General features: G+C 62.9%; 13 protein-coding genes. 8 read left to right on the forward strand and 5 right to left on the reverse strand.

The window, feature by feature from the left end:
• The first annotated feature begins 32 nt into the window (after nucleotides 1-32).
• A complete protein-coding gene (locus tag HPY44_07710) occupies nucleotides 33-1,136 on the forward strand; it encodes an exo-alpha-sialidase (GenBank protein NSW55881.1) in 1,104 nt (367 codons plus the stop codon).
• A gap of 153 nt (nucleotides 1,137-1,289) precedes the next feature.
• Here the strand turns inward: HPY44_07710 and HPY44_07715 are convergent, their stop codons facing one another.
• On the reverse strand, nucleotides 1,290-1,934 hold the full coding sequence (locus tag HPY44_07715) for a cyclase family protein (GenBank protein NSW55882.1): 645 nt from the start codon (nucleotides 1,932-1,934) through the stop codon (nucleotides 1,290-1,292).
• A 120-nt stretch (nucleotides 1,935-2,054) separates the two neighbouring features.
• Between HPY44_07715 and HPY44_07720 the strand changes: the two genes are divergently transcribed.
• Nucleotides 2,055-3,536, forward strand: coding sequence for a sulfatase (locus HPY44_07720; protein ID NSW55883.1), 1,482 nt, complete (start codon nucleotides 2,055-2,057; stop codon nucleotides 3,534-3,536).
• A gap of 68 nt (nucleotides 3,537-3,604) precedes the next feature.
• Here the strand turns inward: HPY44_07720 and HPY44_07725 are convergent, their stop codons facing one another.
• A complete protein-coding gene (locus HPY44_07725; GenBank protein ID NSW55884.1) occupies nucleotides 3,605-5,743 on the reverse strand; it encodes a hypothetical protein in 2,139 nt (712 codons plus the stop codon).
• Between the two features lie 188 nt (nucleotides 5,744-5,931).
• Between HPY44_07725 and HPY44_07730 the strand changes: the two genes are divergently transcribed.
• The 5 genes from HPY44_07730 to HPY44_07750 are packed head-to-tail and all read left to right on the forward strand — an operon-like array spanning nucleotide 5,932 to nucleotide 15,206.
• Nucleotides 5,932-6,606, forward strand: a complete 675-nt coding sequence (locus HPY44_07730; GenBank protein NSW55885.1) for an alpha/beta hydrolase — start codon at nucleotides 5,932-5,934, stop codon at nucleotides 6,604-6,606.
• Nucleotides 6,607-6,659: 53 nt separating this feature from the next.
• Nucleotides 6,660-9,368 (forward strand): right-handed parallel beta-helix repeat-containing protein, encoded by a 2,709-nt coding sequence (locus HPY44_07735; protein NSW55886.1) that lies wholly within the window; start codon nucleotides 6,660-6,662, stop codon nucleotides 9,366-9,368.
• Between the two features lie 20 nt (nucleotides 9,369-9,388).
• Nucleotides 9,389-10,375 carry a hypothetical protein gene (locus HPY44_07740; protein NSW55887.1) on the forward strand — a complete coding sequence of 329 codons (987 nt, stop codon included), beginning with the start codon at nucleotides 9,389-9,391 and terminating at the stop codon, nucleotides 10,373-10,375.
• Between the two features lie 35 nt (nucleotides 10,376-10,410).
• Complete coding sequence (locus HPY44_07745; GenBank protein NSW55888.1) at nucleotides 10,411-13,989, forward strand: beta-galactosidase trimerization domain-containing protein; 3,579 nt, start codon at nucleotides 10,411-10,413, stop codon at nucleotides 13,987-13,989.
• Nucleotides 13,990-14,024: 35 nt separating this feature from the next.
• Nucleotides 14,025-15,206 carry a hypothetical protein gene (locus tag HPY44_07750; GenBank protein NSW55889.1) on the forward strand — a complete coding sequence of 394 codons (1,182 nt, stop codon included), beginning with the start codon at nucleotides 14,025-14,027 and terminating at the stop codon, nucleotides 15,204-15,206.
• Here the strand turns inward: HPY44_07750 and HPY44_07755 are convergent.
• On the reverse strand, nucleotides 15,187-17,853 hold the full coding sequence (locus tag HPY44_07755; GenBank protein ID NSW55890.1) for a pyruvate, phosphate dikinase: 2,667 nt from the start codon (nucleotides 17,851-17,853) through the stop codon (nucleotides 15,187-15,189). The genes HPY44_07750 and HPY44_07755 overlap by 20 nt on opposite strands.
• A 172-nt stretch (nucleotides 17,854-18,025) precedes the next feature.
• Here HPY44_07755 and gdhA point away from each other — a divergent pair, with 172 nt between their 5' ends.
• The gene (gene gdhA, locus HPY44_07760) at nucleotides 18,026-19,366 is read left to right on the forward strand and encodes an NADP-specific glutamate dehydrogenase (GenBank protein ID NSW55891.1); all 1,341 of its coding nucleotides are present in this window, start codon (nucleotides 18,026-18,028) and stop codon (nucleotides 19,364-19,366) included.
• A gap of 164 nt (nucleotides 19,367-19,530) precedes the next feature.
• Here the strand turns inward: gdhA and HPY44_07765 are convergent, their stop codons facing one another.
• Nucleotides 19,531-21,534: a right-handed parallel beta-helix repeat-containing protein gene (locus HPY44_07765; GenBank protein ID NSW55892.1), complete on the reverse strand. Its 2,004-nt coding sequence runs from the start codon at nucleotides 21,532-21,534 to the stop codon at nucleotides 19,531-19,533.
• Nucleotides 21,535-21,575: 41 nt separating this feature from the next.
• Complete coding sequence (locus tag HPY44_07770; protein NSW55893.1) at nucleotides 21,576-22,721, reverse strand: hypothetical protein; 1,146 nt, start codon at nucleotides 22,719-22,721, stop codon at nucleotides 21,576-21,578.
• Nucleotides 22,722-22,790 lie beyond the last annotated feature (69 nt).

Genomic DNA, 22,790 nt, shown 5'->3' on the forward strand with positions numbered 1-22,790 from the left:
CTGAACTCCGCGTTGAAAGGCAGGCTCCCACGATGATCCACGGACACAGGGACTGGAACTGCGACGAGCCCTTCCCCCTCTGGGACCCGGATGTGCCCTTTCCCGACCCAGAGGAGATGCAGGACCTGGACATCGTCACACATGTGACCGTTGAAGAGGCCGTTCCTGGCGGATACCACTACTTGCACGAATCGTCGATCGCGTTCCACCGCGGCGCCCTGTGGCTGTGTTGGGCTAATCACCGGACCGCTGAAGTGAACGTGCGCGACGAACTGATCCGGGGGACAGTCAGTACGGACGGCGGGTTCACCTGGCGCGACGCTGAGACGTGGGTGGAGGCATCCGAGGGACACGGTGAATCCTTCAACCACCCTGTACTACACGAGGACAACGGGACTTTGCTGGGTTACTTCACTCGCTGGGATGAGGGCCGGCCGGGTGTGGAGATTTTCACATTGGACGACGACTCTGGCCGGTGGGAGAGCACCGGCGCGCGCATACCCGGATTCCTGCCTTTCCGGCCGCCGCTGAAGATGCGCGACGGCAACTGGATCATGGGCGGGGAGCTTTTCTGGTACGAGGCGGCGGTCGCCATCAGCGAGGGCGATAACCTGACCTCGTGGGAGACCGTGCAGCTTCCGCGCCCGGAGGAACTCAAGCTGGTGTTCCCAGAGACCGCGTTGATGGACCTCGGCGACCGCATGATCGCCATCTGTCGGCCCCATGAAGCGTCCCGGGCGCCGGTGTCAATGAGCTGTGACTGTGGCCGCACGTGGGCCGCGCTCAAGTACAGCAACTATCCGCTCTGCGCCAGCCAGCCATACTGTGGCAGATTGAGCACGGGCCAGCATTACCTGATCACGTGTGACGCGAAGGACGGCCGGGCGCTGATATCCATCGCGGTCACCGACCCCGGGGGCGACAGGTTCCGGCGCGTCTGGAAGATCAGGCACCAGCAGTACCCGCGCAGGCGGCTGTTCGGGGGCTGGGGAGACGGGAGCATGGTCGGACAGACCACGGAGTGGTCGTACCCGGCGGCCATCGAGCACGACGGAAACCTGTACGTGAGCATGACCCGGGGCAAGGAAGACTGCGTGCTATCAATCATCCCGGTGCGGGTCATTGGGGTGGGGTAGGGGAGAGCGTCCCTGCCCGGGTCGCAATGGAGCCCTCCAGACAGCAGGTCGAGGGGCAGCGCAGTGGGTGCGAGCAGCTATTTCGGGTACGGTCCGAGCTCGGATGCCGGCGCCAACGCGAATGTCCGACCCACCGCAGGTGTGACTCGCGCCCTATCGCTCTTCAAGAGCAAATGCCCGAGCGAAGCCGCTGTCCAGCGCGAATGCGACCGGAAGGCACATGAAGAAGCAATCGGGGCGCCTCAGATCGTCCAGGACCACCACTTCGACGATGCACATGCCCCGGCTCATGAGGATGTCATGCAGTTCCCGGGTCTCCGGGATGTCTCGACCCAGGCCGAACCAGCGGTCGATGACCAATAGTTTGGCCTGGTTATCCACCATCCACCTGGCGGCGTCCGGGGTAAGATTCGGAATGCCCTGTATGGACTCGCGGGTGTCGCGCAGACCATTGCGGCAGAGGAGAATGCTGCCGGGTTTCCAGACGCCGGACAGGTGACGGTCCAGGACTTCGCCGGTCACATCCTTGTCCGCCGGGTCATCGATGGACAGGAGCACTGCGGGGCCGAAAAACTCGGTGAGAGGGTATTCGGTGACAACCTTGCCGCCCTCATAGTAGTGGGCCGGGGCCTCGACGTGGGTGCCCACGTGGGTATGGAGGCGGTGGATATCATTGCGGTATGTGTCATCGGCGAGGCGGCCGATGGAAACCTCCAGGGGTCGTTCATCAGTTCCTGGCGGGGCGATGATTGGCGACAGGTCCACCATCCGGTAACGAGACAGGTCGATCTCGAACATGCGCGTTGGCTCCTTGTCAACAGCACGCCGAGTGTCGAATCAGTACGAAAGTCCCCGTGATCGTCAGTCACGATAGACCGAACCATTAGGTTGCGCAATACCCGGAATGCAGGTGACAGCATGGCCTCCCCTAACATCATCGTGATCCTCATCGACGACATGGGCGCCCGTGACCTCGGATGCACGGGTTCTACCTTCTACGAGACTCCGAACATCGACCGTCTCGCGGTCGAGGGCGTCAACTTTACCTGTGGTTATGCTGCCAGCGCGCTCTGTTCTCCAGCAAGAGCCGCGGTGATGACCGGGCGCGCGCCGGCACGAGTGGGCATCACCAACTACATCCCCGGTAACGCGATGGGTCGGATGTTGGGAGCGCCCTACCACTTCTACCTGCCTCCGAAAAACCGGACGATCGCCACGGCGTTGTCCGAGGCAGGCTATCAAACCTGGCATGTGGGCAAGTGGCACCTGGGCGGCGCGGCTGAGAAGAGCCTGCCTACGGACCACGGTTTCGAGGTGAATATCGGCGGCGACCACCACGGCGGCCTGTACCACATTCCGGGGGTCTACTACGCCCCTTACGTTGGTCGCGATGGTTCGGTACTGCCCGGCCTGGAGCAGAGCCGCGAGGGCGAGTACCTCACCGACCGCCTGACTGACGAGGCCATCGGGCTGATCCGCAGGCGGGATCGTGACCGCCCGTTCTTCCTGCACCTGTCTCACTACGCGGTGCACATGCCCATCGTGTCGCCGCCGCCTCTTGTGGACCGGTTCGAAGCGAAAGCGCGCCGGCTCGGGTTAGACCGGGTGGATCCGCTGCTTCCGGGCGAACCCCACCCCGCGCTGCACTACCCGGGGCAGGTGATCCAGCGCCGCACAGTGCAGTCCGACCCGGGCTATGCGGCGATGATCGCGAACCTTGACTGGAATGTGGGCCGGATCATGCAGACGCTCACTGACGAGGGTATCGATGGGGACACCATGGTGGTCTTCCTGTCCGATAACGGCGGGCTTTCCGTGGGTGTGGAGGGTTCGATTACCTGCAATCTGCCTTACGCTGAGGGCAAGGGGTGGTCGGAAGAGGGCGGGCTGCGGGTCCCCATGCTCTGGCGCTGGCCGAAGGGGATACCCGGCGGCCGCGTGGTGTCCGACCCTGTGTGGCAGTGCGACCTGTACCCGACCTTCTTGCAGGCCGCCGGTATGCCCCTGGAGATCGAGAGCCACTGCGACGGGGTGAGCATCCTGGATACGCTGACCAGCGGCGCGCCTCTGCCCGAGAGGCGATTCTGCTGGCACTACCCCCACTACTCGAACCAGGGGAGCCTCCCAAGCGGAGCCATCCGCGACGGCGACTGGAAACTGATTGAGTGCTACGAGACCGGTCGCACGGCGCTGTACAACCTGGCCGAGGACATTTCGGAGAGTTTCGACCAGAGCACATGGCGGCCCGATGTCACCGAGCGTCTCCAGGAGGAACTGTCGGACTGGCGCGGTGAGGTCGGCGCGATCATGCCCCGGGACAACCCCTTCTACGAGGACATTCTAGCGGGGAAACTGCCGACGCCGAATGGTCAGGGCAGATTCCCCGGCGAGAATGAGTAGGGGCGAACACGGGGACTGCGGCGGACCGGGAGGATTTCCTGTTCTGACGGCAGAGCCAGACCGGAAACCTACGGGTAATCCACCACCAGCACCACATCGTGCACCGAGCCGGTGCCTGTGCGGAGGCGGATGCGCTCCCAGAGCGCCTCGCCCATGGTGCCGCTGGTGCTGGCGCCGAAGCTGACGGAATTGCGGCCGTTCGCCGCCGGAGCCGTGAGCTTGCCCGGCCCATCGATCACCAGCTCTCCGTCCGCGAAGACCCGGATGTCCGAACCCTCGATTTCCACGCGGTAGTCGTGGAAATCGGACGCAGCGTCCATCGCGTGCGACAGGCCGGCACGCAGGAGATCGATACGGTCCGAGTAGATGTGCAGTTCGTCCTCAGCGACCCCATTGGCGATGATGACGCCACTGTGGCCGGAGATCGCCTTTGCGCGAACTTCCACCGTGGCCTTGATCGCCGGATCTACGTTCCACGGATAGCTGTAGTACAGGTATGAGCCTCGCTCTGCGCTGCGATCGGCGATGAGCAGCGCGCCGTCCTGCATCTTCGCCTCTGTGCCCGTTGGGAGGCCGCCGCGGCTCCAGGGCGTGGGCGCTTGCACTTCGCATGTCCAGTCCACGTCCCAGGCGGCAGAGGATTTCAGCTGCTGTTCCCTCGACAGCCGCACCCGATTCAGTCCGAGTTTCAAGATTCCGGGGTCTACGGGATACGTGAACCAGCCGCCTTCGTCTCGCGCTCCGGAAATCTGTGTTCCGTTGAGGCTGAGCACCGGAATGTCATCAAAGGTCGCGAAGACGTTGCAGGTTACAGTGGGATTCAGACCGGCGGCTCTGGCTGCCGCGAAGTCCTCCGCAACCGGCAGATCAACTTCGAGCGCCTCTCCGGGCGTCAGACGCGCGGGGCTCGCCGGGTGCAGTGTAGGCAGGTTGTCGAACTCATCGCCATCCGGAAGAGCGCGTGATGAGCGCAGGTAGCCCGAGCGGCCGGTGACATTGACGAAGTAGAACTTGTCCTCGCCCTGCATCTTTTCGGGGTCGCCAATGGCCCACCACACCGGGTGTCGCGGGTTGAAGAGGTTGAACAGGTACATCCCCGCCGCGCCGGCATGCCAGGCTTCCATCGCCCGGCCGCGGTACGCCTCCACCGAATTGCGGTCGAAACGCTTGCCGAGATCGTAGCGTACCGAGGGGTCCAGGTCGGCATAGACCGGAATACCGTAGCGTTTCCCGAGGTCTGTGCTGTATTGCCACCGATTTAGCTGGAAATCCCCTCCCGCCACCAGGAAGTCGATGAGCCCTTCGTCCATCCACCTCTCGATGTCGATGCCCATACCCATGCAGTAGCCCACGGAATCCGGAACCCGGGCCGTGAGCAGGATCGGCTTGCCCCGACGCATGCCCTCGACTTCCGTCATCTTTCGGACACGGCGCACGCACTCGGTCATCATCTCCCGCTCTTCGTCTGAAGCGCGCGAACCGTTGGCGACGGTGCGGAAAAGCACCAGATGGCGGAAGAAATCCATCTCCAAGCCGTCCACGTCGTAATTCTGACAGATCTCCTCGAAGATACTGAAGAGGAAGTCACGCACCTCAGGCTCGGCGAAATCCACCGCTGTCCATGAACCGAACTTCGGTGGATTGGAGGGTGTACCAAACAGGTATTCCGGGTGATCCTTCTTGAACTGTGAGAAGTAGTAGTGCGGATTGGCAGGCGTATGCGGGGTGTCGTGGGTGTCGTTCATCCGCATGGACCAGATGATCTCCCGACCATTGCGGCGGCAGTGGTCGATCATCAGGCGCAAGGGATCAGTGCCCTGCGCCAGGAGGTCCGGCACGATGTTTACCCGTCCCGGGCCGAATGCGTTACGGTCCGTGAGGATTTCGCCGATTTTCGTCTCGTGTAGAAACATGCCGAAGGGGCGCGAGGTGCAATAGACGATGGTGTCCACCTGTGAGCCGTCCAGGGGCGTGGTGCGCTGCGCGAAGAATGCGTCGATGGACGTATCTCCCGAAAGCAGGTGGTCGTCCCCGTCATTGTTGAAGATGATCCGGCGTGTGCGGTGAGCGGCCTCAGCCCGTTTGGCGCGATATGCTGCGAGGGAGCCATCGTCGGGGGCGTTCTGGGCGGAGCAGGCGAAAGGCAGCGCTATCGCGGCGCCGCCGATGAGAATACCGGCAATCCGAAAGACGGAATCGAAAAGCATATTGAAACTCCGGTGGCAGCGTAGTTGGTTCGGATGGTATTTCCCGGCGAGTAGTGGGACGTCCTGCATGACCTGGGAGGTTGGCCGTGAGCGCGTCAGGAAATGCATCCATGCAAGCACCCAACGCGCGAGGGTCAACGCGGATGCACCCGGCAAGAACGAGTCATGCGACCCGCCCGAGGGTCTTGATGATCCATGGCTTCGGCTGTGACTCTCGGTTCTGGCAGCCGCAGGCGAAAGCTCTGACTGAGGACGGATGGCAGGTCTTCGCGCCCGACCTGCCTTACCACGGCACATCGGGCAAAGGGGTGGAGTTGTCACTAGAGGGCCTGGCCCGGTGGGTGACAGACACCCAGCTGGAACGCCCGGCACTGCTCATCGGGCACTCCCTGGGCGGAATGATGAGCCTTGAGATCGGGCGGAATGCACCTGAGAAGGTATTGGGAATAGCGCTGGTTGACGCATTCACCTGCCTGCAGCTCAATAGCCGCCACCTGCCGGGAATGTTTGTAGAAGGGCTGCACACAGATACGAGGAAATGGATCGAAGAGAAACGGCAGGGCATTATAGATCACATGACGCAGGCCGTGTATGACACGATCTGGCCGAGTATTGCTGCCTTCGACTCGCGGCCATGGCTGCCCGCCATCACCTGCCCGGTTCTTGGTCTGTATGCCGGGCGCGGCAAGTACGGTCCGGGCGATGCCGCGTTGCTGCACGGAGCGCTTGCGCTGGACAGGATCGGTGGACCTGTTCGTGTGGAAGTGGTGGCCGACGCCGGGCATTTCCTGAATCTGGAGAAACCTGATGAAGTGAACCGGATACTCCTGGGCTGGCTGAAGGAGCGCTTCGACGCCCAATGACGCGAACCCGTCTTTTCCCACGACAGACTGACGCAGTGAAAGGAAAGCTAACTATGATGATCTTGAGGCAGGCGCTGTTGCTCGCGCTGATACTCGCTGCTACGGGGGTGTGCCTGGTGTCCTCGTGCGCCGAACCCGTGACCCTGTATGTTGCGCCGGACGGTAACGATGCTTGGTCCGGGAGAACAGCCGAACCGGCGGGCAATGATGGCCCTTTCGCCACTGCAAACCGCGCACGAGACGAAGTGCGCAAGATGAAGGCCGAGGGCGGACTGCCTCCTGGCGGGGTAATCGTCCAGTTCCAGGCCGGTGTGTACGAGTTGGCCGACAAGATCGCTCTCGATGCCCAAGACAGCGGGTCACCGGGTGCGCCTGTGGTCTACCGAGCTCAGCCGGGCACTGAGGTCCGCCTCGTGGGCGGCAGAAAGGTCACGAATTTCGTACCTGTGGAGGACGCCGCGGTACTGGAGCGCCTCATGCCCGAAGCCCGGGGGAAGGTGCTGCAGGCGGACCTCAAGGCCCTTGGTATCACCGACTTTGGGCACCCGGTTGCGGACGGGCAGCGGCTGGAGCTGTTCTTCCAGGACAGGCCGATGAAGGTCTCGCGCTGGCCAAATGAGGGCTTCGCGACGATCGTGGATGTCACCGGCGGCGCACCCCACAAGATCCACGGCATCCCCGGTGACAAAATCGGCAAGTTCACTTACGACGGCGACCGCCCCTCGCGATGGATAGGCGAGAAGGACCCGTGGGTGCACGGCTACTGGTTCTGGGACTGGGCTGATGAGCGCCAGCAGATCGAGTCCATCGATCCCGCCACAAGGACGATTACTGTCAAGCCGCCCTACCATGGCTACGGCTATCGCAAAGGCGCCTGGTGGGCCGCATTTAACCTGCTGGCTGAGCTAGATTCGCCCGAAGAGTATTACCTGGACCGCGAGACCGGGATCCTCTACTTCTGGCCGCCAAGTCCAGTGGCCGAAGGCAATCCAATCGTTTCGGTGATGGGCGAAGCTATCCGCTGCGATGGTGCCAGTAACGTGGAGTTCCGGGGTTTCATCATTGAGGCCACCCGCGGGACGCCGGTGGTGATCGGGAATGCCGACCACGTGCGCATCGCGGCATGCGTGATCCGCAATACCGGAGGCGCGGCGGTGAGCATGTCCGGCAGGGACAGTGGCGTCTACGGATGTGACATCACCCAGACGGCCAACGGCGGCATCTCCCTCAATGGTGGCGACCGCAGGACCCTCACGCCGGCCAATCTTGTAGCCGAGAACAATCACATCTACGAATACGCACGCTGGAAGCGGGTCTACCAGCCGGGTATCAGCTTGTACGGTGTGGGCAATGTGGCCCGGCACAATCTGATCCATGACGCACCGCACATGGCTATGGGGTTCGGTGGGAACGATCACTTGATCGAGTTCAATGAGATTCATAGCGTGAGCTATGAGTCCAATGACGCCGGGGCGATCTACACCGGCCGCGACTGGAGCATGCGGGGCACGGTGTTGCGCTACAACTACCTGCACCACATCAACGGCCGCGAGGGTCGCGGCTGCGTGGGCATGTATCTCGACGACCAGTTCAGCGGCACTACCATGTACGGCAATGTCTTCTACAAAGTGACCCGGGCGGCCATGATCGGCGGCGGGCGCGACTGCACCATCGAGAATAACATCTTCGTGGACTGCGTCCCGGCAACTCACGTAGACTCGCGTGGCCTCGGCTGGGCAGCAGGCGGGTTCGAGGGGCTCAAGAGCAAGCTGGAGCAGTGGCCTTACAAGGAAGAGCCCTGGGCCTCCAGGTACCCCGGCCTGCCCAACATCCTCGACGAAGACCCAATGGCGCCGCGAGGCAACTTGATCGCGCGAAACATCTGCGTGGGCGGACGCTGGGGAGACTTCGACGGCAGGGCGAAGCCGCTGGTAACTTTCGAGGACAACATGCTCGAAGGCGACCCCATGTTCGTGGACCCCGAGAACCTGAACTTCCAGTTGAGGGACGAATCTCCCGCATTTGATCTCGGCTTCAGGCGGATCCCGATCAAACTCATCGGCCTGATCGACGACGAGAACCGGGCGACGTGGCCGGTTGTCCATGAGCCGCGGCCCATGGTCTCCCCACCCCCTCCGCCGCCTCGTGCCCAGAGAACCGCACCCGTGGTGTTCAGACTGCCCCGGCTCGCGGGACAGGTGACGGTGGACGGCTCCCTGACTGCAGACGAGTGGTTCGGTTTGGACACAGGAAAAGGCATTGTCATTGAGCAGGGCGTTGACGGCGCGAAGCAGACGCCTGCGAGCACCGCGTGGATCGCGTGGGATGATGCCCGGCTCTACGTGGGCATCGACAACCCCGTGAACCCCAAGTTCCCCATCCGGCCGGGGAATGTGTGGGGGCAGGATGATGCGGTGGAAATCGCATTCCAGGGCCAGGCAAAGGACGCGCCGATCATTGTCCTGCGAGGGTTCCCGTCCGGGCACTTCGAGAGCACCGACGAGGCGGGCGCCCCAGAATCCGTGGTGAAGAAGGCCAAAGAGGGCACGCAGTACGCTGCCACCATGGTGGACACCAAGCGCTGGACTGCCGAGTGGTCGGTGCCCCTTGCCTCGCTCGGCATCGATCCGGAGAAGGACCCGAAGGTGTGGTTCAACCTGAGCGTCCGGAAGACCGCAGATGAGCAGTGGACCATGTGGCAGGGCACTGGCGCCCATACGTGGGACGTCATGCAGGCGGGGATCATCGAGTTCGCCCGCTAACTGGATGCGGAGGTATTACGATGCGCATGCTGACGATCGCGGGCCTGCTACTCGTATTCGCTTTTCCGGCGATGAGCGACGGGGCGCCGCTCACCTACCCGTGCTTTCGTGTGAGCGCCGCCCCGAGTATAGACGGAGATGTCCTCAGAGACCCCGTCTGGGCGAACACCCCGGTCGCCACCGGCTTCTCGATCCTCGGCAACGGATACGCCTTCGCCAAGCAGACCTTGGCGCGTATGTGCTGGGATGACGAGGCGCTGTATGTGGCCGTGGTCTGCGAGGAGCCCGACGTGTCGGTGATGAAGTTCCAGATTGCGGATGGCAGCGAGGCTTGGCTGGATGACGGCATCGAGCTGTTCTTCCAACCCGGTGGACCTGGAAACACAGTGTACCAGTTGGTGATCACTGCCCGGGGGATGCGCACCTGTGGCGCGGGTTCCCCCGACTTCACCAAGGTGCAGGTGGGCTCGAAGTTCGGGGTAGACAACTACACCCTGGAGATGCGCATCCCCCATTCCGTGCTTTCCGCTAAGCCGAGGTCGGGGGACAGGTGGGGGGCTAATGTGTGCCGGAACATCTTCACGCGCAGATCCGGCGGGCACCAATTCACGAGTTGGTCTCCGCTGACGCGGCAGTTCAATGAGCCCGAGAACTTCGGCGTAATCGTGTTCGCCGGGAACCCGCCCGGTGAGACCGAGCTCGCCGAAATGACCAACCGGATCAATTCGGGATACCGCCGGCACTTGCTCGGGATGATCCGGGATGCACTTGCCGGCGCGCCGGAGTATGCACCCACACTGCGCGAGGCCGTGCGAGACGATGAGTACGGCAGCAGGGCGCGAGACGTGCGGCGGCGCTGGCGGCGGCTGGAACGCGCCGCGAGTAAGGCAGACGAGGCTACGACAGAGGAGCTTCGAGCGGTTGCGCTGGACGCCGATGACCTGATGGAAGCGTCATACGCATGCAAATGGGGATACATGATTCACAAGCTGCTGCGCAATAACTAGCCGGCTTTCATGGCAATACAGGGAGGTCTGACACGGTGAAACGCTGGATCGCCGTTATCACCCTTGGGATCGCGCTGATTGCAGGATCGTCTCCCGCTTTCTGCGCCACGAATGCGCAGGAAGTCGAGGAGGACTGCTCCCTGGCATCCAACCTCGCCACGCCCCATGAGCCGTGGGGCAAAGCCTGGTCGGCAGGTCCCGCGCGGGCCTTGTATTTCGTGTACACCGGCCCGTACGACGGTACGTGGGAGGACACGGGAACCCGCGTGCGCGAAGCGGTGGAACTGCAGCAGCGCTTCGACCTGCCCGGAGAGGCCGTCCTATTCTGCGGGAGGGGCGACACCTGGGTCTTTCACGGTCTGCGAGACGGTGAAAGGCGCGCCGAGAAGCTGCTGGAGAACCGGTATGACCTGTACGTCATCGCCGGATTCGCCTTCGAACGCCTCCCCGCCAAGATGCAGTATATGATCCTCGAGAAAGTGGCGAAGGGCGCCGGACTATTGTGTTGCGGGGCGCCGGCGAAGGACTTCATGGTGGCGCGGCGGGAGATCACCCCCACGCCGGGAGTGCTCACCGGCGGTCTGCCTGCATTGGACGGAAAGCCGGCGAGCCAGTATGTGGGTGCCTACCAACTCGGCAGGGGTCGCGGCGTCTGGCTGAAATACAGTGCGCATGCGATCACACCCTTCAAAGAGTTCTCCTTCCGAGCGCTGAGCGACTATGAATACTGGATGGCCCTCGCAGGGCGCGCGGCTCTCTGGGCGGCGGGCAAGGAAGGCGCGGTTCAGGTGGCGGCGGTCAACGGTGATGAGACGGCAAGCGTCTCCCGCGACGCGCCCAATCGGGCTGCTGTAGTCTCACTGTCCACCACCGCGGCTCGCGAAATGCCCGTGACTGTGTTCGCGTCCTTGCGGCGCGCCGAAGACGGGCTGAAGATTCCCCTGGGTCAGCAGAAAGTGGCGCTGCGCCCCGACGACGTGACCCAGGTGCAGGTCCCGCTGCCATCTCTGCGAGCCGGGGAGTATTACGTGGACGCGCGGGTGATCGGCGAAGGGGGCACCGTCGCCTTCGGCGCCGGCCTGATCACCGTCACCAGTCCGGCGGGCGTTGAGAAGGTGGAGATGAACCGAACCTTCATCGAGCGCGGCGAGACCATCACGGCCACGGCGACTCTGCGCGGAACGCCGGCGGAGGGAAGCGTCCTGCGCATGCGCATGCGGGACTCCTACGACCGAGTGCTGTTGCAGCGAGATATCCCGGTACAGGCAGGCCAGGTTGAGTACACCTTCGACTACACCGCGGATGAGTTCGCGACGATCCTCATGCGCTGCGAGGTCGCGTTGCTTGCGGACGGTGCCGAGGTCGAGATGAAGACTGCCGAGTTCACTGTGCCGAAGCGGCGACAGGGACAGTTCAACTTCGTGATGTGGGACGCCCCAAGGGACACTCTCGCGGCATACGCCTGGCGGCAACTCCAGGAAGCCGGACACAACGTCTGTCTGATGGGAGCATTCGGCAAGTCCAAACAACCCGCGGCCCTCAAGGCATGCGATGCATCGATCGTGCCGTACAGCACCCGCATTCTTGATCCCAAGGACGAGAACGGCTACATGCAGCCCGTCTGCTGGAATGACGATCCGGCGGCGGCGGAGTATGTCCAGAAAATCGTGGACAACCAGATCAACCTCCGTGAGCAAGGGGTGTTTGTCTACTCCCTGGGCGACGAGGGCGTAACCAAGGGCTGCTGCGTTCACCCCGACTGCATCGCGGCCTATCGCCAGTGGCTACAGGGGCAGTACGGGACGATTGAGGCCCTGAACGAATCATGGGGAAGCGACTATGCGAGCTTCGACGAGGTGAACCTTCTCGACCCCAAGGACAATATGGAGACCCAGGCGCAGAAGAGTAACTTCCCGCGCTGGTTCGACCGGGCCGCCTTCGCCCGCTACAACCTCATGCAGTTCTCGGGCCGGTTCGTAGACGGCTACCGCAAGCTGGACCCGGAGTCCCTGTGCGGTTTCGAAGGAACCGGTGGCTTTGGCGACGATTATGACGCAATCACCTCCATCAACACCTTCTACGGACCGTACCCTTCACTGGGCGACGATATTGTCCGCTCGATCTATGACCGTGACCGGGTGCGCTCCAACTGGATGGGTTACTCAAAGACCGGTGACGCCCTGTCTGACGCAGCGTGGCGCATGGTCATCAAGGGCATGGACAGCGTCTGGTATTGGATGTGGTCGGGCATCGGCAGCTGGCGGGGGTATCTGCGGCCCACCCTGGACTTCTGGCCGGCGATCGAGGACGTGAAGGACGAAATGCGGCCGGTGCGTGAGGGCCTCGGGGATCTGCTGCTCAATTCGGACATGCTCCACAGCGGGATCGCGGTCTTTTACTCGGTCCCGTCGGCACTGTCCGGTTCTCTGGAAAACAGCGGCGCTTTCGCATCCGCGGAAGGTGCGCACAACGACTTCGTCAATTTGACGTACGAACTCGGGAGGGACGTGAAGTATGTCACCGCCGCGACGCTTGCGGACGGCGAACTGGAGCGCGGCAACTACCGTGTTCTGCTGTTGCCCATGGCGCAGGCACTCAGTCCGAAGGAAGCGGCGATCATCCGCCAGTTCGTGGAGCGCGGAGGCACGGTGATCGCCGACGTGCGCCCCGGCGTGTATGACGGCCACTGCAAGCCGGTCATGCCAGGTCTGCTGGATGACCTTTTCGGCATTACCCGCAAGGGTCGCGGAACACCCAAAGAGATGTCCGTTGATGTCAGTGGCGCAGTGGGCGGGGTCAGTCTCTCTGCGCGCATCCCTCGGGCGAAAGTGGACATAGACGTGGCATCTGCGAGCGCCCAAGCCCTTGGCATGTGCGAAGACACGCCGGTGCTATTGGTCAACTCTGTGGGCGCAGGACGGGCGATCCTGCTCAACTTCCACCCAACCGTGGGGCGAACAACCGACCCCGAAGGCGCCGGCACGCGCGCGATTCTGAAGGCCCTGTACGAGAGCGCCGGAGCCTCGGCGGCTGTGCAGATGACTGCGCCGGACGGTGGCCCGCTGCCCGTTACCGAGACGCGGGTCTGGGCCAGTGGAGACACGCTTGTGTTCGGCCTGATGCGCAGGATGGAGAACGCCTGGTTTGGCCCGAAGAGCGGGACCACCGCGGGCACTCCGCAGCCGGCTCGCATCGCGCTACCCCAGCCCATGCACGTATACGACCTGCGCGCGGGCAAGTATCTGGGGCTGGTGAAGCAGGTGGATACGCGGCTGAAGTGGGGACGGGCGTCTTTCTTCCTGGCTTCGCCGAGGCAGATCACGGGGCTTTCTCTGGCACTCAGCGCGCAGAATCCGCAGCCGGGTGAGCCATTTGAGGCCACGGTCTCACTGGACGTGCCCGAGGGAGCATCGAGCAGGCAGGCTGTCTGGGTGGAGGTCATCGACCCGCAAGGCAACAGTCCGCTGTGGGGACGTAAGGTGGCCATCCTCGAGGGCGGCAAGGCCACCGTCCCGCTGCTGATCGCGGCCAATGACCAGCCCGGCACCTGGCGGGTGAGAGTCACGGAGCTGTTCAGCAAGCAGACTGCCGAGGCCAACTGGACTGTTCGCTAGGAACGCTGCCGCGGTTCGCGAAAGGGGCCGAAAACATGACAGTGCGCATACTGATCGGGGTGCTCCTGACGCTGTTTGGCCTGGGGATTGCTTGCGGCCCACCTGTGGATTGTGACGAGGACGCCGTGGTGGCCAGCGCCCCCGCCGTCAGCTATGGGCCGGCGACCCACGAGTGTACGGCCGGTCACAAGATCGAAAAACGCAGCGTCACTCTGGACTCGGGAGCGATCCGTTACGGACTGGGCTACTCGGGCTGCGTCGACCCATCCCACGGCATCCAGCGGCCCAGTTCCGAGGGGAACTTCGGCATGCCCCAGCCGATCTCAGGAAACTGGTACTGGGGCGGCTTCCTGAAGTTCATAATCAACGGGGTGGACGCCACGAACTGCCCTGTGGAGGACTGGCGGGTGCTGGAGAGCGGCAGCCGCGGCCTGTTCCAGGTGGTCTTCGCACATCCCGATGCAACCGTGATGCTCCGGTTCCTGCTCCTGCCGGGAGCGAATCACCTGCTGTGCGAAGTGGGCTGGACGCCCCTTGAGGGCAAGGAAGTGAAGACAGCTCAGGCGTCCTTGCGCTGCTACCCCAGCTTCTTCACATCGGCCCGTAAGCGCGTGGGTGACCGGCACTGCATGACACCGCGGACCGATGAGGGGCAGGGCAAGACGCTGGTGGTCGACCCCCAAGCAGACACGTGGCTCTACTACTACGACACCATCTTTGACGTGGCCAAGGGCGAGGGCGATGGCCCATGCGCGGCACTGCTCAACCCCGATGGCCTCACCAGCGGCAGCGTCTCGATTGGCGGCTATGCGGTGTTGACCACTCTCAACTACGACCCCTCGAAGGGCCGCGCATTGATGGGCTTCTACGACTTCGCAGGGCACACCAACGCCGAAGCCGAAGAGTACCTGAAAACACAGGGCGCCGCGGATGCAGCGCGCCTTGCCGAGGCCGACTTCCGGCCGCTGGGCGTACAGAAACTCGACGTGGATCAGCTCCGCGCGGAAGCGATGCAGTTGCTTGCCGATGCCGGCCCTGACGGCGTGGCTCCCACGAGGCAGGTGGAGGATCTGCTGGCTGGAGTGGACGGCTACCATGCCCGGGCGGCGGCCGGCGACTGGAAGGCGGAAGCGGAACTGGCTGCACTGGTGGCCAACTCTTCCGACCTCTTCTGGCGCCTGAGAGCCTTCGCAGTGCTCAACAACCCTGACCGGTAGCGAAATCACCAGTCAGGTAGCAGACGGCCCGCTGGTCGGGGGTATTTGCAGTGAAGCGTACACGAGTGCCCGGCGGCAGGTCTGCGGCCTCCAGAACGTGGATCACTTCGGCCCACCCGCTTGCATCTGGTAACACCCTTGCGAGGCGGTTTGGCAAGCTTTCGATGAGCCTTTCGTTGAGTACGTGCGAGGAGCGGCTTGGATAGACCGCAAGGTAAAGCATGTCCGCTTCGATCAGTTCGTTCAGGAAATGAGTGCCCAGGGATACGTCTGGCGGGGCGTGCTCGCCCATCGCTGCCACCTCACAGACAACGGTTGCGCCGCTGATGTCCGCGAAAGTGACTGGGACCCCGAGGGATGGCGTTGATGTCCCCCAGCGTCCCGGGCCCGCGAGGAGCACCCCTCGCCCTTCAGGATTCGTCCCTACTCCCGCCAACGAACCCACGAACCGGGCTACCTGATGCCGCTGATTGAGGGGCAGGCGCGCGTAAGCATCGGGCCGGATTAGGACGATGCGCTCCAGGTTGAGATCGGTGCTCTGGCCGATGATGGGGCCCGCAGATGCCAGCAAGAGACTGCCGGCCGGGATATCCGCGGGCATGCTGGTATCCGGCCCGGCTCCTCGCACCTGCAGCGGACGGCACTGTACAAGATTCACGCGGTAGCTGCCGTCCGGCTTCAGATTCGTGGTGAACTCCACGTCCACCGGGTACTGGTAGGCCTCCTGCAGTGCCCCCAGCATCCTGCGCATATCCTCCGCGAACTCCGTCCGTTCCAGGAGGCCCTCGAAAGTGAGCACCCAGGGCGAGACTGGTGTGGAACGTCCCGCGCGTTCCTCGAGATCACGGTCGTATGAGGCGAGCATGGACATGGGCAGGTCCGGCGCGCGGCGGGCCAGCTCCCCGGGCGCGACGGAGATGAGCCGGTTGGCCTCCAGGTCCAGGCAGTCCACCCGACGCTGGGAGTAGCGGCGGATCTGGTCGAAAGTCGATTCCAGGCGCCTGCGCGGGGCATTGAGCGCCACCACCCGCGAATAATCATCATCGGTGCGATCTACCGCGCGGGTCCCGAGGCCCATGACGATCCGCAGCACACCCGCGGAAGGGTCGATGTCGCGGTGCCACACGTACGGGTTGAGGGACAGCCCAACCCCCGCCAAGTCCGGCAGGAACAGACCGTCGCGGAGCTTTCCCGATACCCGCTGGATGAGCAGCGCCATCTGCTCGTCTCGCTGCAGAAGGCCGCGCTGGGCTCGGTAAACCAGGGCCTTCTCGCCCATTGCGCTGGCGTAGATCGCGCGCACGGCGGAGTGGAAATCGCCGATGCGTTGCTGCCCCGGGCCCTGGTTGACGCAGAACTCGCTCTCGTATTTCCCCGCGAAAGCATTTCCGAAATTGTCCTCAAGCAGGCTGCTGGAGCGCACGATGATGGGCCATTGGCCGAAGTAGTCCAGCATCTGGAGGAACTGCTTCTCGGCATAGTCGGGAAATGTGCCGGTGAGAAGGTGCTGGCGTGCAGTCTCTGAGCCTTCGAGGAACCCCTCCGGATTGCGCTGCTTTTCGCGCACCCACCAGACGCCGTTGTTCACAAGGTAAGTGTAGAAGACATCCGAGCCCACGTAGAAGGAGTCGTGGGGCTCGAGGATCGTCTCCCAACGCGGGTCGGAGGCCTTGAGGATTGCGCGTGCGAGCAGCATCCCCACAGCTTTGCCCCCGATGAGGCCCGTTCCGATCATGCGACGACGTATGGCGACGAGGTCCTCCAGTGTCAGGTACCGGTCGAGAAGGCCCAGCATTCGTTCGTCGCGAGACACCGCCATGCGTAAGAGGCGGTTCTTCAGGTCCCAGGAACGCGGCCTTGCAGGGGCCGCTTCTCCAGCGGGATCACGTCGAGTATCCAGTACTGCCTCACCGTACTCGAGGACTTCTTCAGCCTGTCGAAATCCCCGGTGCCACAAGCCGGGACCGCCCCCCATCGACCCGAGGTTCATCCACGGCGCCGCCTGCTGGATTCGGGCGATGATGTCGCTGTCCACCACGGGGGTACAACTGTCGCCGTGCAGCAGGTGCAGGTTGTGCATGGTGGGGGAGTAGCGCTGCTGCACCTTGATGGGGTAAAGGTATTCCTCGCCGTCGAATAGGATCACGTCCAACAGGATCTGGGTGGTCTGCCGGATGAGCGCCGTGGCTTCCGGGGAGTGGCGATTGCGCAGCAGGCCGAAATACGCCACAGTCTCCATGTCCAGCAGATATGGGCAGGTCAACAGGAAGAAGCTGCCCAGCATCTCGTCACTCAGCCAGACTTCGGCCAGTTCCGACAGGCAGTCGAAGATGTAGTATGCACCGGTGCCCATTCGCTGGATAGTCTCGCGCACCTGGCTAGCGAAACTCTCAAAGCCCGAACGCGGGTCTAGCTCCAGTACCTGCACGCCACCAGTGGCCTCCACCAACGGGTCGTGGGAAGCAAAGCGGAAATAGATGGTCTCGCGTCCCTGGGCCACCGCGGCTCTGCAAAAGGGGATCGCGAACTGTCGATAGTGGGCCGGGTCATCCACCTGCCAGACCACATTGTCGCCGGGCAGGAGGCCGCGGATCACGCGGTCCAGGTCAGGCAGCCCTGTACTCAACTCGCCTCGCGCTATGGGCATCGGTTCTCCTATGGACTGCGGCAAGGGTGGTTCGTCCACACGTCACAGTCCTCAGCATCGGTTTCCGCGCACACGAACCCGTAACCTGCAGGAACAGACTATGGTATAATATTAAACTATGCGCCCCGTGGCGCTCTGCCTTCCCCACGATTCCTGCAAGGAGTACTTGTCCATGTCCTCGCATTTCGTCGATGATATCATGTCCACCGTCGTGTCTCGCAACCCGGGCGAGACCGAGTTCCACCAGGCGGCCCAGGAAGTTGCCGAGTCCGTGGCCGTTGTGGTCGAGAGACACCCCGAGCTCGCCCGCGCCAAGGTCCTCGAACGCATCCTCGAGCCCGATCGCCAGATCATCTTCCGCGTTGCGTGGGTGGACGATGCAGGCGAAGTGCAGATCAACCGCGGCTTCCGCGTACAGTTCAACAGCGCCATTGGGCCGTACAAGGGTGGCTTGCGATTTCACCCCTCCGTCTACCTGGGAATCATCAAGTTCCTCGGGTTCGAGCAGGTCTTCAAGAACGCTCTGACCACCACCCCCATCGGCGGTGCAAAGGGTGGCAGCGACTTTGACCCCAAGGGAAAGAGCGACAACGAAGTCATGAAGTTCTGCCAGTCCTTCATGAATGAGCTGTTCCGGCACATCGGTCCGGACACCGACGTCCCCGCGGGCGACATCGGTGTGGGCACTCGAGAAATCGGCTATCTCTTCGGCCAGTACCGCAAGCTCGCCAACGAGTTTACAGGCGTGCTCACCGGCAAGGGTCTCGAATGGGGCGGCTCTTACGTGCGTAAGGAAGCCACCGGCTACGGCCTCGTGTATTTCACCACGCGCATGCTGGAGAGTGTCGGCAAGGCTTGGGACGGTCTCGACGTGGTCATTTCCGGATCGGGCAATGTGGCAATCTACGCCGCCGAAAAGGCCATGCAGTTGGGGGCGCGGGTTATTGCTATGTCCGATAGCAGCGGGTACATCGTGGACACAGAGGGCATCAATCTCGAGACGGTCCGGCGGATCAAGGAAGTGGAGCGCGGGAGAATTCGCGAGTATACCGAGTTTCACCCGCGGGCTGAGTACTACGAGGGGTGGCGCGGAATCTGGTCTGTGCCCTGCGCAGTGGCCCTGCCTAGCGCCACGGAAAACGAAATCGACGCAGCAGCGGCGAAATTGCTCGTGGAGAACGGCTGCATTGCGGTGGCTGAAGGCGCAAACATGCCCAGCACTCCGGAAGCGATTCACATTCTGCAGGAGAGCGGAGTCCTGTTCGGACCCGCCAAGGCCGCGAACGCCGGAGGGGTGGCCACCAGTTCGCTCGAGATGGCCCAGAACTCCAGCCGCCTGAACTGGACATTTGACGAGGTGGACCGGCGTTTGAAGCTGATTATGAACTGCGTCTACGAACAGTGCGTGGATGCCGCCGAAAACTACGGGCGCGGTGGGAATCTCGCGGCAGGCGCGAATATCGCCGGCTTTCTCAAGGTGGCACGCGCGATGTTGGCGCAGGGAGTGGTGTAGGCCAGACGATCTGCCCGACTGCAAAGGCCGGACGCTATCCCCGATGTCGGTTGAGGAAAGCGTCCGGCCTTTTCGCGTTTACACCCGCATGCTTTGCTCTGCCGGGACACGGTCCCGGACACACCTGCCGCAGCGTCCGGTATCGCAATCGCTGCCGGAGCGCTTCAGTCTTCGGGCTTCAGCAATGCTTCCGGCGACGTGGACATAACTGACGGAATGCCCAACAGGTCCACGTAGTGGTCTTCCATGTGAACTCCAGAAGGCTTCGCCATCGCAAGGCACCAGACTTCACCCTTGGAGACCGCCGGGAGGGTGACATCGAACTGGTGTGCACGGGTGATGTTGTCCTGCTCGCCCACCATTTCCCCCGACGGATTGTAAAGGGTCGCCTTCACGCCTTCCCCAGAGCCCTCGCCGAAGAGCTTCACGCCGAACTCGGTAACTCCCTCCGGCACATAGAAATACAGCTTCGTGACCGTGGACAGGAACCGGATGGGCGAACCCGCGCCGATGATGCACATCCGATTGGTCGAAGCGCCCATGGCCACGTAGTTCGCGCCTGCATCGAGCTTGACCGTGTACGCGCCGGTCTCGGGGGCGGCGAACTCAACCTTGCCCTCCCCCTGGAAGGGGATTTTCACGTCGGCGACAACTGCCCCGGAAGGGCTCGTCACTGTGACAGGCATTGTGGAGCCGCCGTATTTACCCACCTGCCCGTGCTTGACAGCGAAGCTGACGTCGTCGCCCTCCTTCGCGAATAAGATGTAAGTGGCTGTGCCACGATTGCGTATCGGAGACAGGTCGCACGCCGCAGCGGCGTCGGGATAAACGGGTACCAGTGAGCGGTCGCCCATGTCAAACTTCGCATAGCGCTTGAGGAGGGTATACGGCATCCACTTCTTGACGGCGGCCTCGTCGATGAGCACATCTTCGCGTTGCCCGTCGCGCTCAATAATGAGATTGCCGGTGATGGCTTCCAGTCCCGCTTCGCCGGAGTTGTCGACGTAGGTCATCGGCGCGCGGTCCACTGCGTCGCGGATCAAGATGTTACGGAACTCGATCTCGCCCACAGGCCGATTTGATCCATCGCGCGCCGCCAGGATGATGGGGGCAGCCGTGACGGAATTGGGCGCCGGGTCGATGATGCTGCAGTCCACGTAGGACAGGCCCATGCCTCCCACCGGCTTGCCGCCCACATAGATCCCGCCGCCTCCACTGCGTTCAAAGATGCAGTTGGTGAAGACCACGTTCCCCAAGACCGCAGCCGCCTCCGTGTTTCCGGTGTACATTGCGCATCCCGGGCCTGCGTCATCCACAGAGCGGCAGTTCTCAAACCGCATGGTGACCGGCGCGGACTCTGCTGTCAGCGAGGGCAGGTAGGCGACGAACCCGCCGCCCTTGTTGCCCTGACTCAGGCAGTTACGCATGACAACGTTCGCAATCTTCTCGCTGGATTCGTTGGGCTCGAAGTCGATGCCCGCCTGGGGAGGCGTGCCGGCCGTGTCCCTGAGGGTGGTATTTTCGATGAGCAGGTTCTCGGCGCTGATAACGCTGATTCCCTGGCGGTAGTTTCGGTCGCAGAGGACATCCTTGATGACGATGTCTTGATTGGTGCGGCCGCGGGTGGCCACACCCAGGTAGATACCGTCGCCGCCACTTTCTGCCAGCGTCAGCCCGAGGACCTTCACATTGGTGCAACTGCGGATGCTCAGGCAATGCCGCCACTCGGCCTTCTCGTACTCGGGGCCGTCGTAGTCAGACCGATGCATGCGCAGAGTGGCTCCGTATCCGTTGAGGACGATGTTCTCCTTATTCGCCGCAGTCATGAGCGCGTCATTGCGGCCCTTGTACTCGCCCTTCTTCGCCAGGATCTCCGCTCCCTTTTCGAAGAAGATCTCCTGGTTGGACGCAAGTTGAATCGGGGTCACGATCCACGGCTTGCCCATGTTCTCAATGATCAGCTTCTGTGCGCCGGAGTTGATCGCAGCCTGAAGAGCGGCGGTTGAGTCAACTTCGTCGAAGCCCCACCAGGAAGCCTTGGCGGTGGTCAATCTGCCGGACTTCACATCATCGATCGCCTGCTGGTTCACCGCGGGCTGACAAGCGGCGATGGCGCAGGTCAGAGCAGCTAACAGAATTGCAGCAGGGGTCAGGGTGCATCTGCTCATGGTGGGTCATCTCCATCGGCTTCGTTGGTGAGCGGCGACTATCACCACGGTTGCTTGTCACTGAGGGCGGTATCGATGTGCGCGACGGCCTTCGCGTCAAGTTCGGCGAGTTCATTGATGATCTCGATGGCATCTCTACGGACACCGGGCTCGGCGAGCAGTTCAGCTTTCTGGTCGGAGCGTCCGTTGCCACCGACCAGCCCCCACATCTGCCAAACCAGATCATGCTCCCGGTCGTAGCAGTTGGCCGCGGTGGAAAGCTCTTCCGCCGCCCAGGGCAGGAACTGGGCGGTCTGCTCCAGGTATCGCGCGGCGTACCAGCGCCCTTCAGCAACGGTGGTCGCCGCGTCATCATGGACATCGAACATCAGGCGCAGGCGGCTCAGATCATCGGTTGCGAACTCGTCGTCATGCCCGAGATGCTCCGCCCAGGCCGCATACGCCGCGAGACCATTGTGGCGGTCGGGGAACACCGTGAGCGTGCGCGAGATGGTGAGTGCCCAGTAGAGACTTTGGCGGTGGACTTCGGCACGGTCCGGCGCAGGCAGCCTCTCCCCGATGAAAATCAGTCCCCTGGTGTCCCCGAGCCAGGCGGTCTTGCGGAACTGGCCGGACGGCAGGCGGCCCACTCCACGGCTGAACTCGTCGCAGTCCTGGAAGAAGCTCCAGCCGGTGAGGGCTGCTCCAGCCTCCTCGTACCCAGTGATGATACAGCACTCGGGCGGACCCACGACCCCAAACCCGAGCACCGGGACTTCTCTGGCGATGCTCTCCATGATGCGTTGGGTCAGTGGGGCGGGGTCAGCCTTTCGGTCGATCTCGCAGAGCATCTCGCAACCGTACCCTACCGCCTCGAAACCACGCTGGAAGGGGCCGGCGGGGTCATTGCAGGCGACGCCAAGGTCCACATTGTCCGGGCTCCATCCGGGTTTCCAGGACAGCCTGAAGGCCGCGCCGGTGGTGCCCATGAGATACACGTACAGCTCATCCAGTCGCCAGGAACGGCCGTGGGCCTGGATATTCCGAGCCCCATAGTCTTCGCCCAGGAACTCCAGACAAGCGCGCAAGCAAGACGGAAACGGTGTGAGTTCCGGGCAGCGTGGCAGTTCAGGTTCGAACCCGACCCTCGGGACACCTTCGAGTACAGCGCGGTCCGGCAGGTTGCGGCCGCAGCAGCTTGCAGTCACAGGCGAGGCCTCCCCGGCAATCTGGCATGCTCAGGAGTAATTCACCGCACCAGGCACTTGTACCTGCGC

This window comes from Armatimonadota bacterium, from assembly GCA_013314775.1.
Lineage (GTDB): Bacteria > Armatimonadota > Zipacnadia > Zipacnadales > JABUFB01 > JABUFB01.

Excerpts from the sequence above, each read along its gene's own strand:
- HPY44_07710 (NSW55881.1), top strand. The coding sequence starts at position 33 with ATGATCCACGGACACAGGGACTGGAACTGCGACGAGCCCTTCCCCCTC.
- HPY44_07715 (NSW55882.1), bottom strand. The coding sequence starts at position 1,934 with ATGTTCGAGATCGACCTGTCTCGTTACCGGATGGTGGACCTGTCGCCA.
- HPY44_07720 (NSW55883.1), top strand. The coding sequence starts at position 2,055 with ATGGCCTCCCCTAACATCATCGTGATCCTCATCGACGACATGGGCGCC.
- HPY44_07725 (NSW55884.1), bottom strand. The coding sequence starts at position 5,743 with ATGCTTTTCGATTCCGTCTTTCGGATTGCCGGTATTCTCATCGGCGGC.
- HPY44_07730 (NSW55885.1), top strand. The coding sequence starts at position 5,932 with ATGATCCATGGCTTCGGCTGTGACTCTCGGTTCTGGCAGCCGCAGGCG.
- HPY44_07735 (NSW55886.1), top strand. The coding sequence starts at position 6,660 with ATGATGATCTTGAGGCAGGCGCTGTTGCTCGCGCTGATACTCGCTGCT.
- HPY44_07740 (NSW55887.1), top strand. The coding sequence starts at position 9,389 with ATGCGCATGCTGACGATCGCGGGCCTGCTACTCGTATTCGCTTTTCCG.
- HPY44_07750 (NSW55889.1), top strand. The coding sequence starts at position 14,025 with ATGACAGTGCGCATACTGATCGGGGTGCTCCTGACGCTGTTTGGCCTG.
- HPY44_07755 (NSW55890.1), bottom strand. The coding sequence starts at position 17,853 with ATGCCCATAGCGCGAGGCGAGTTGAGTACAGGGCTGCCTGACCTGGAC.
- gdhA (NSW55891.1), top strand. The coding sequence starts at position 18,026 with ATGTCCTCGCATTTCGTCGATGATATCATGTCCACCGTCGTGTCTCGC.
- HPY44_07765 (NSW55892.1), bottom strand. The coding sequence starts at position 21,534 with ATGAGCAGATGCACCCTGACCCCTGCTGCAATTCTGTTAGCTGCTCTG.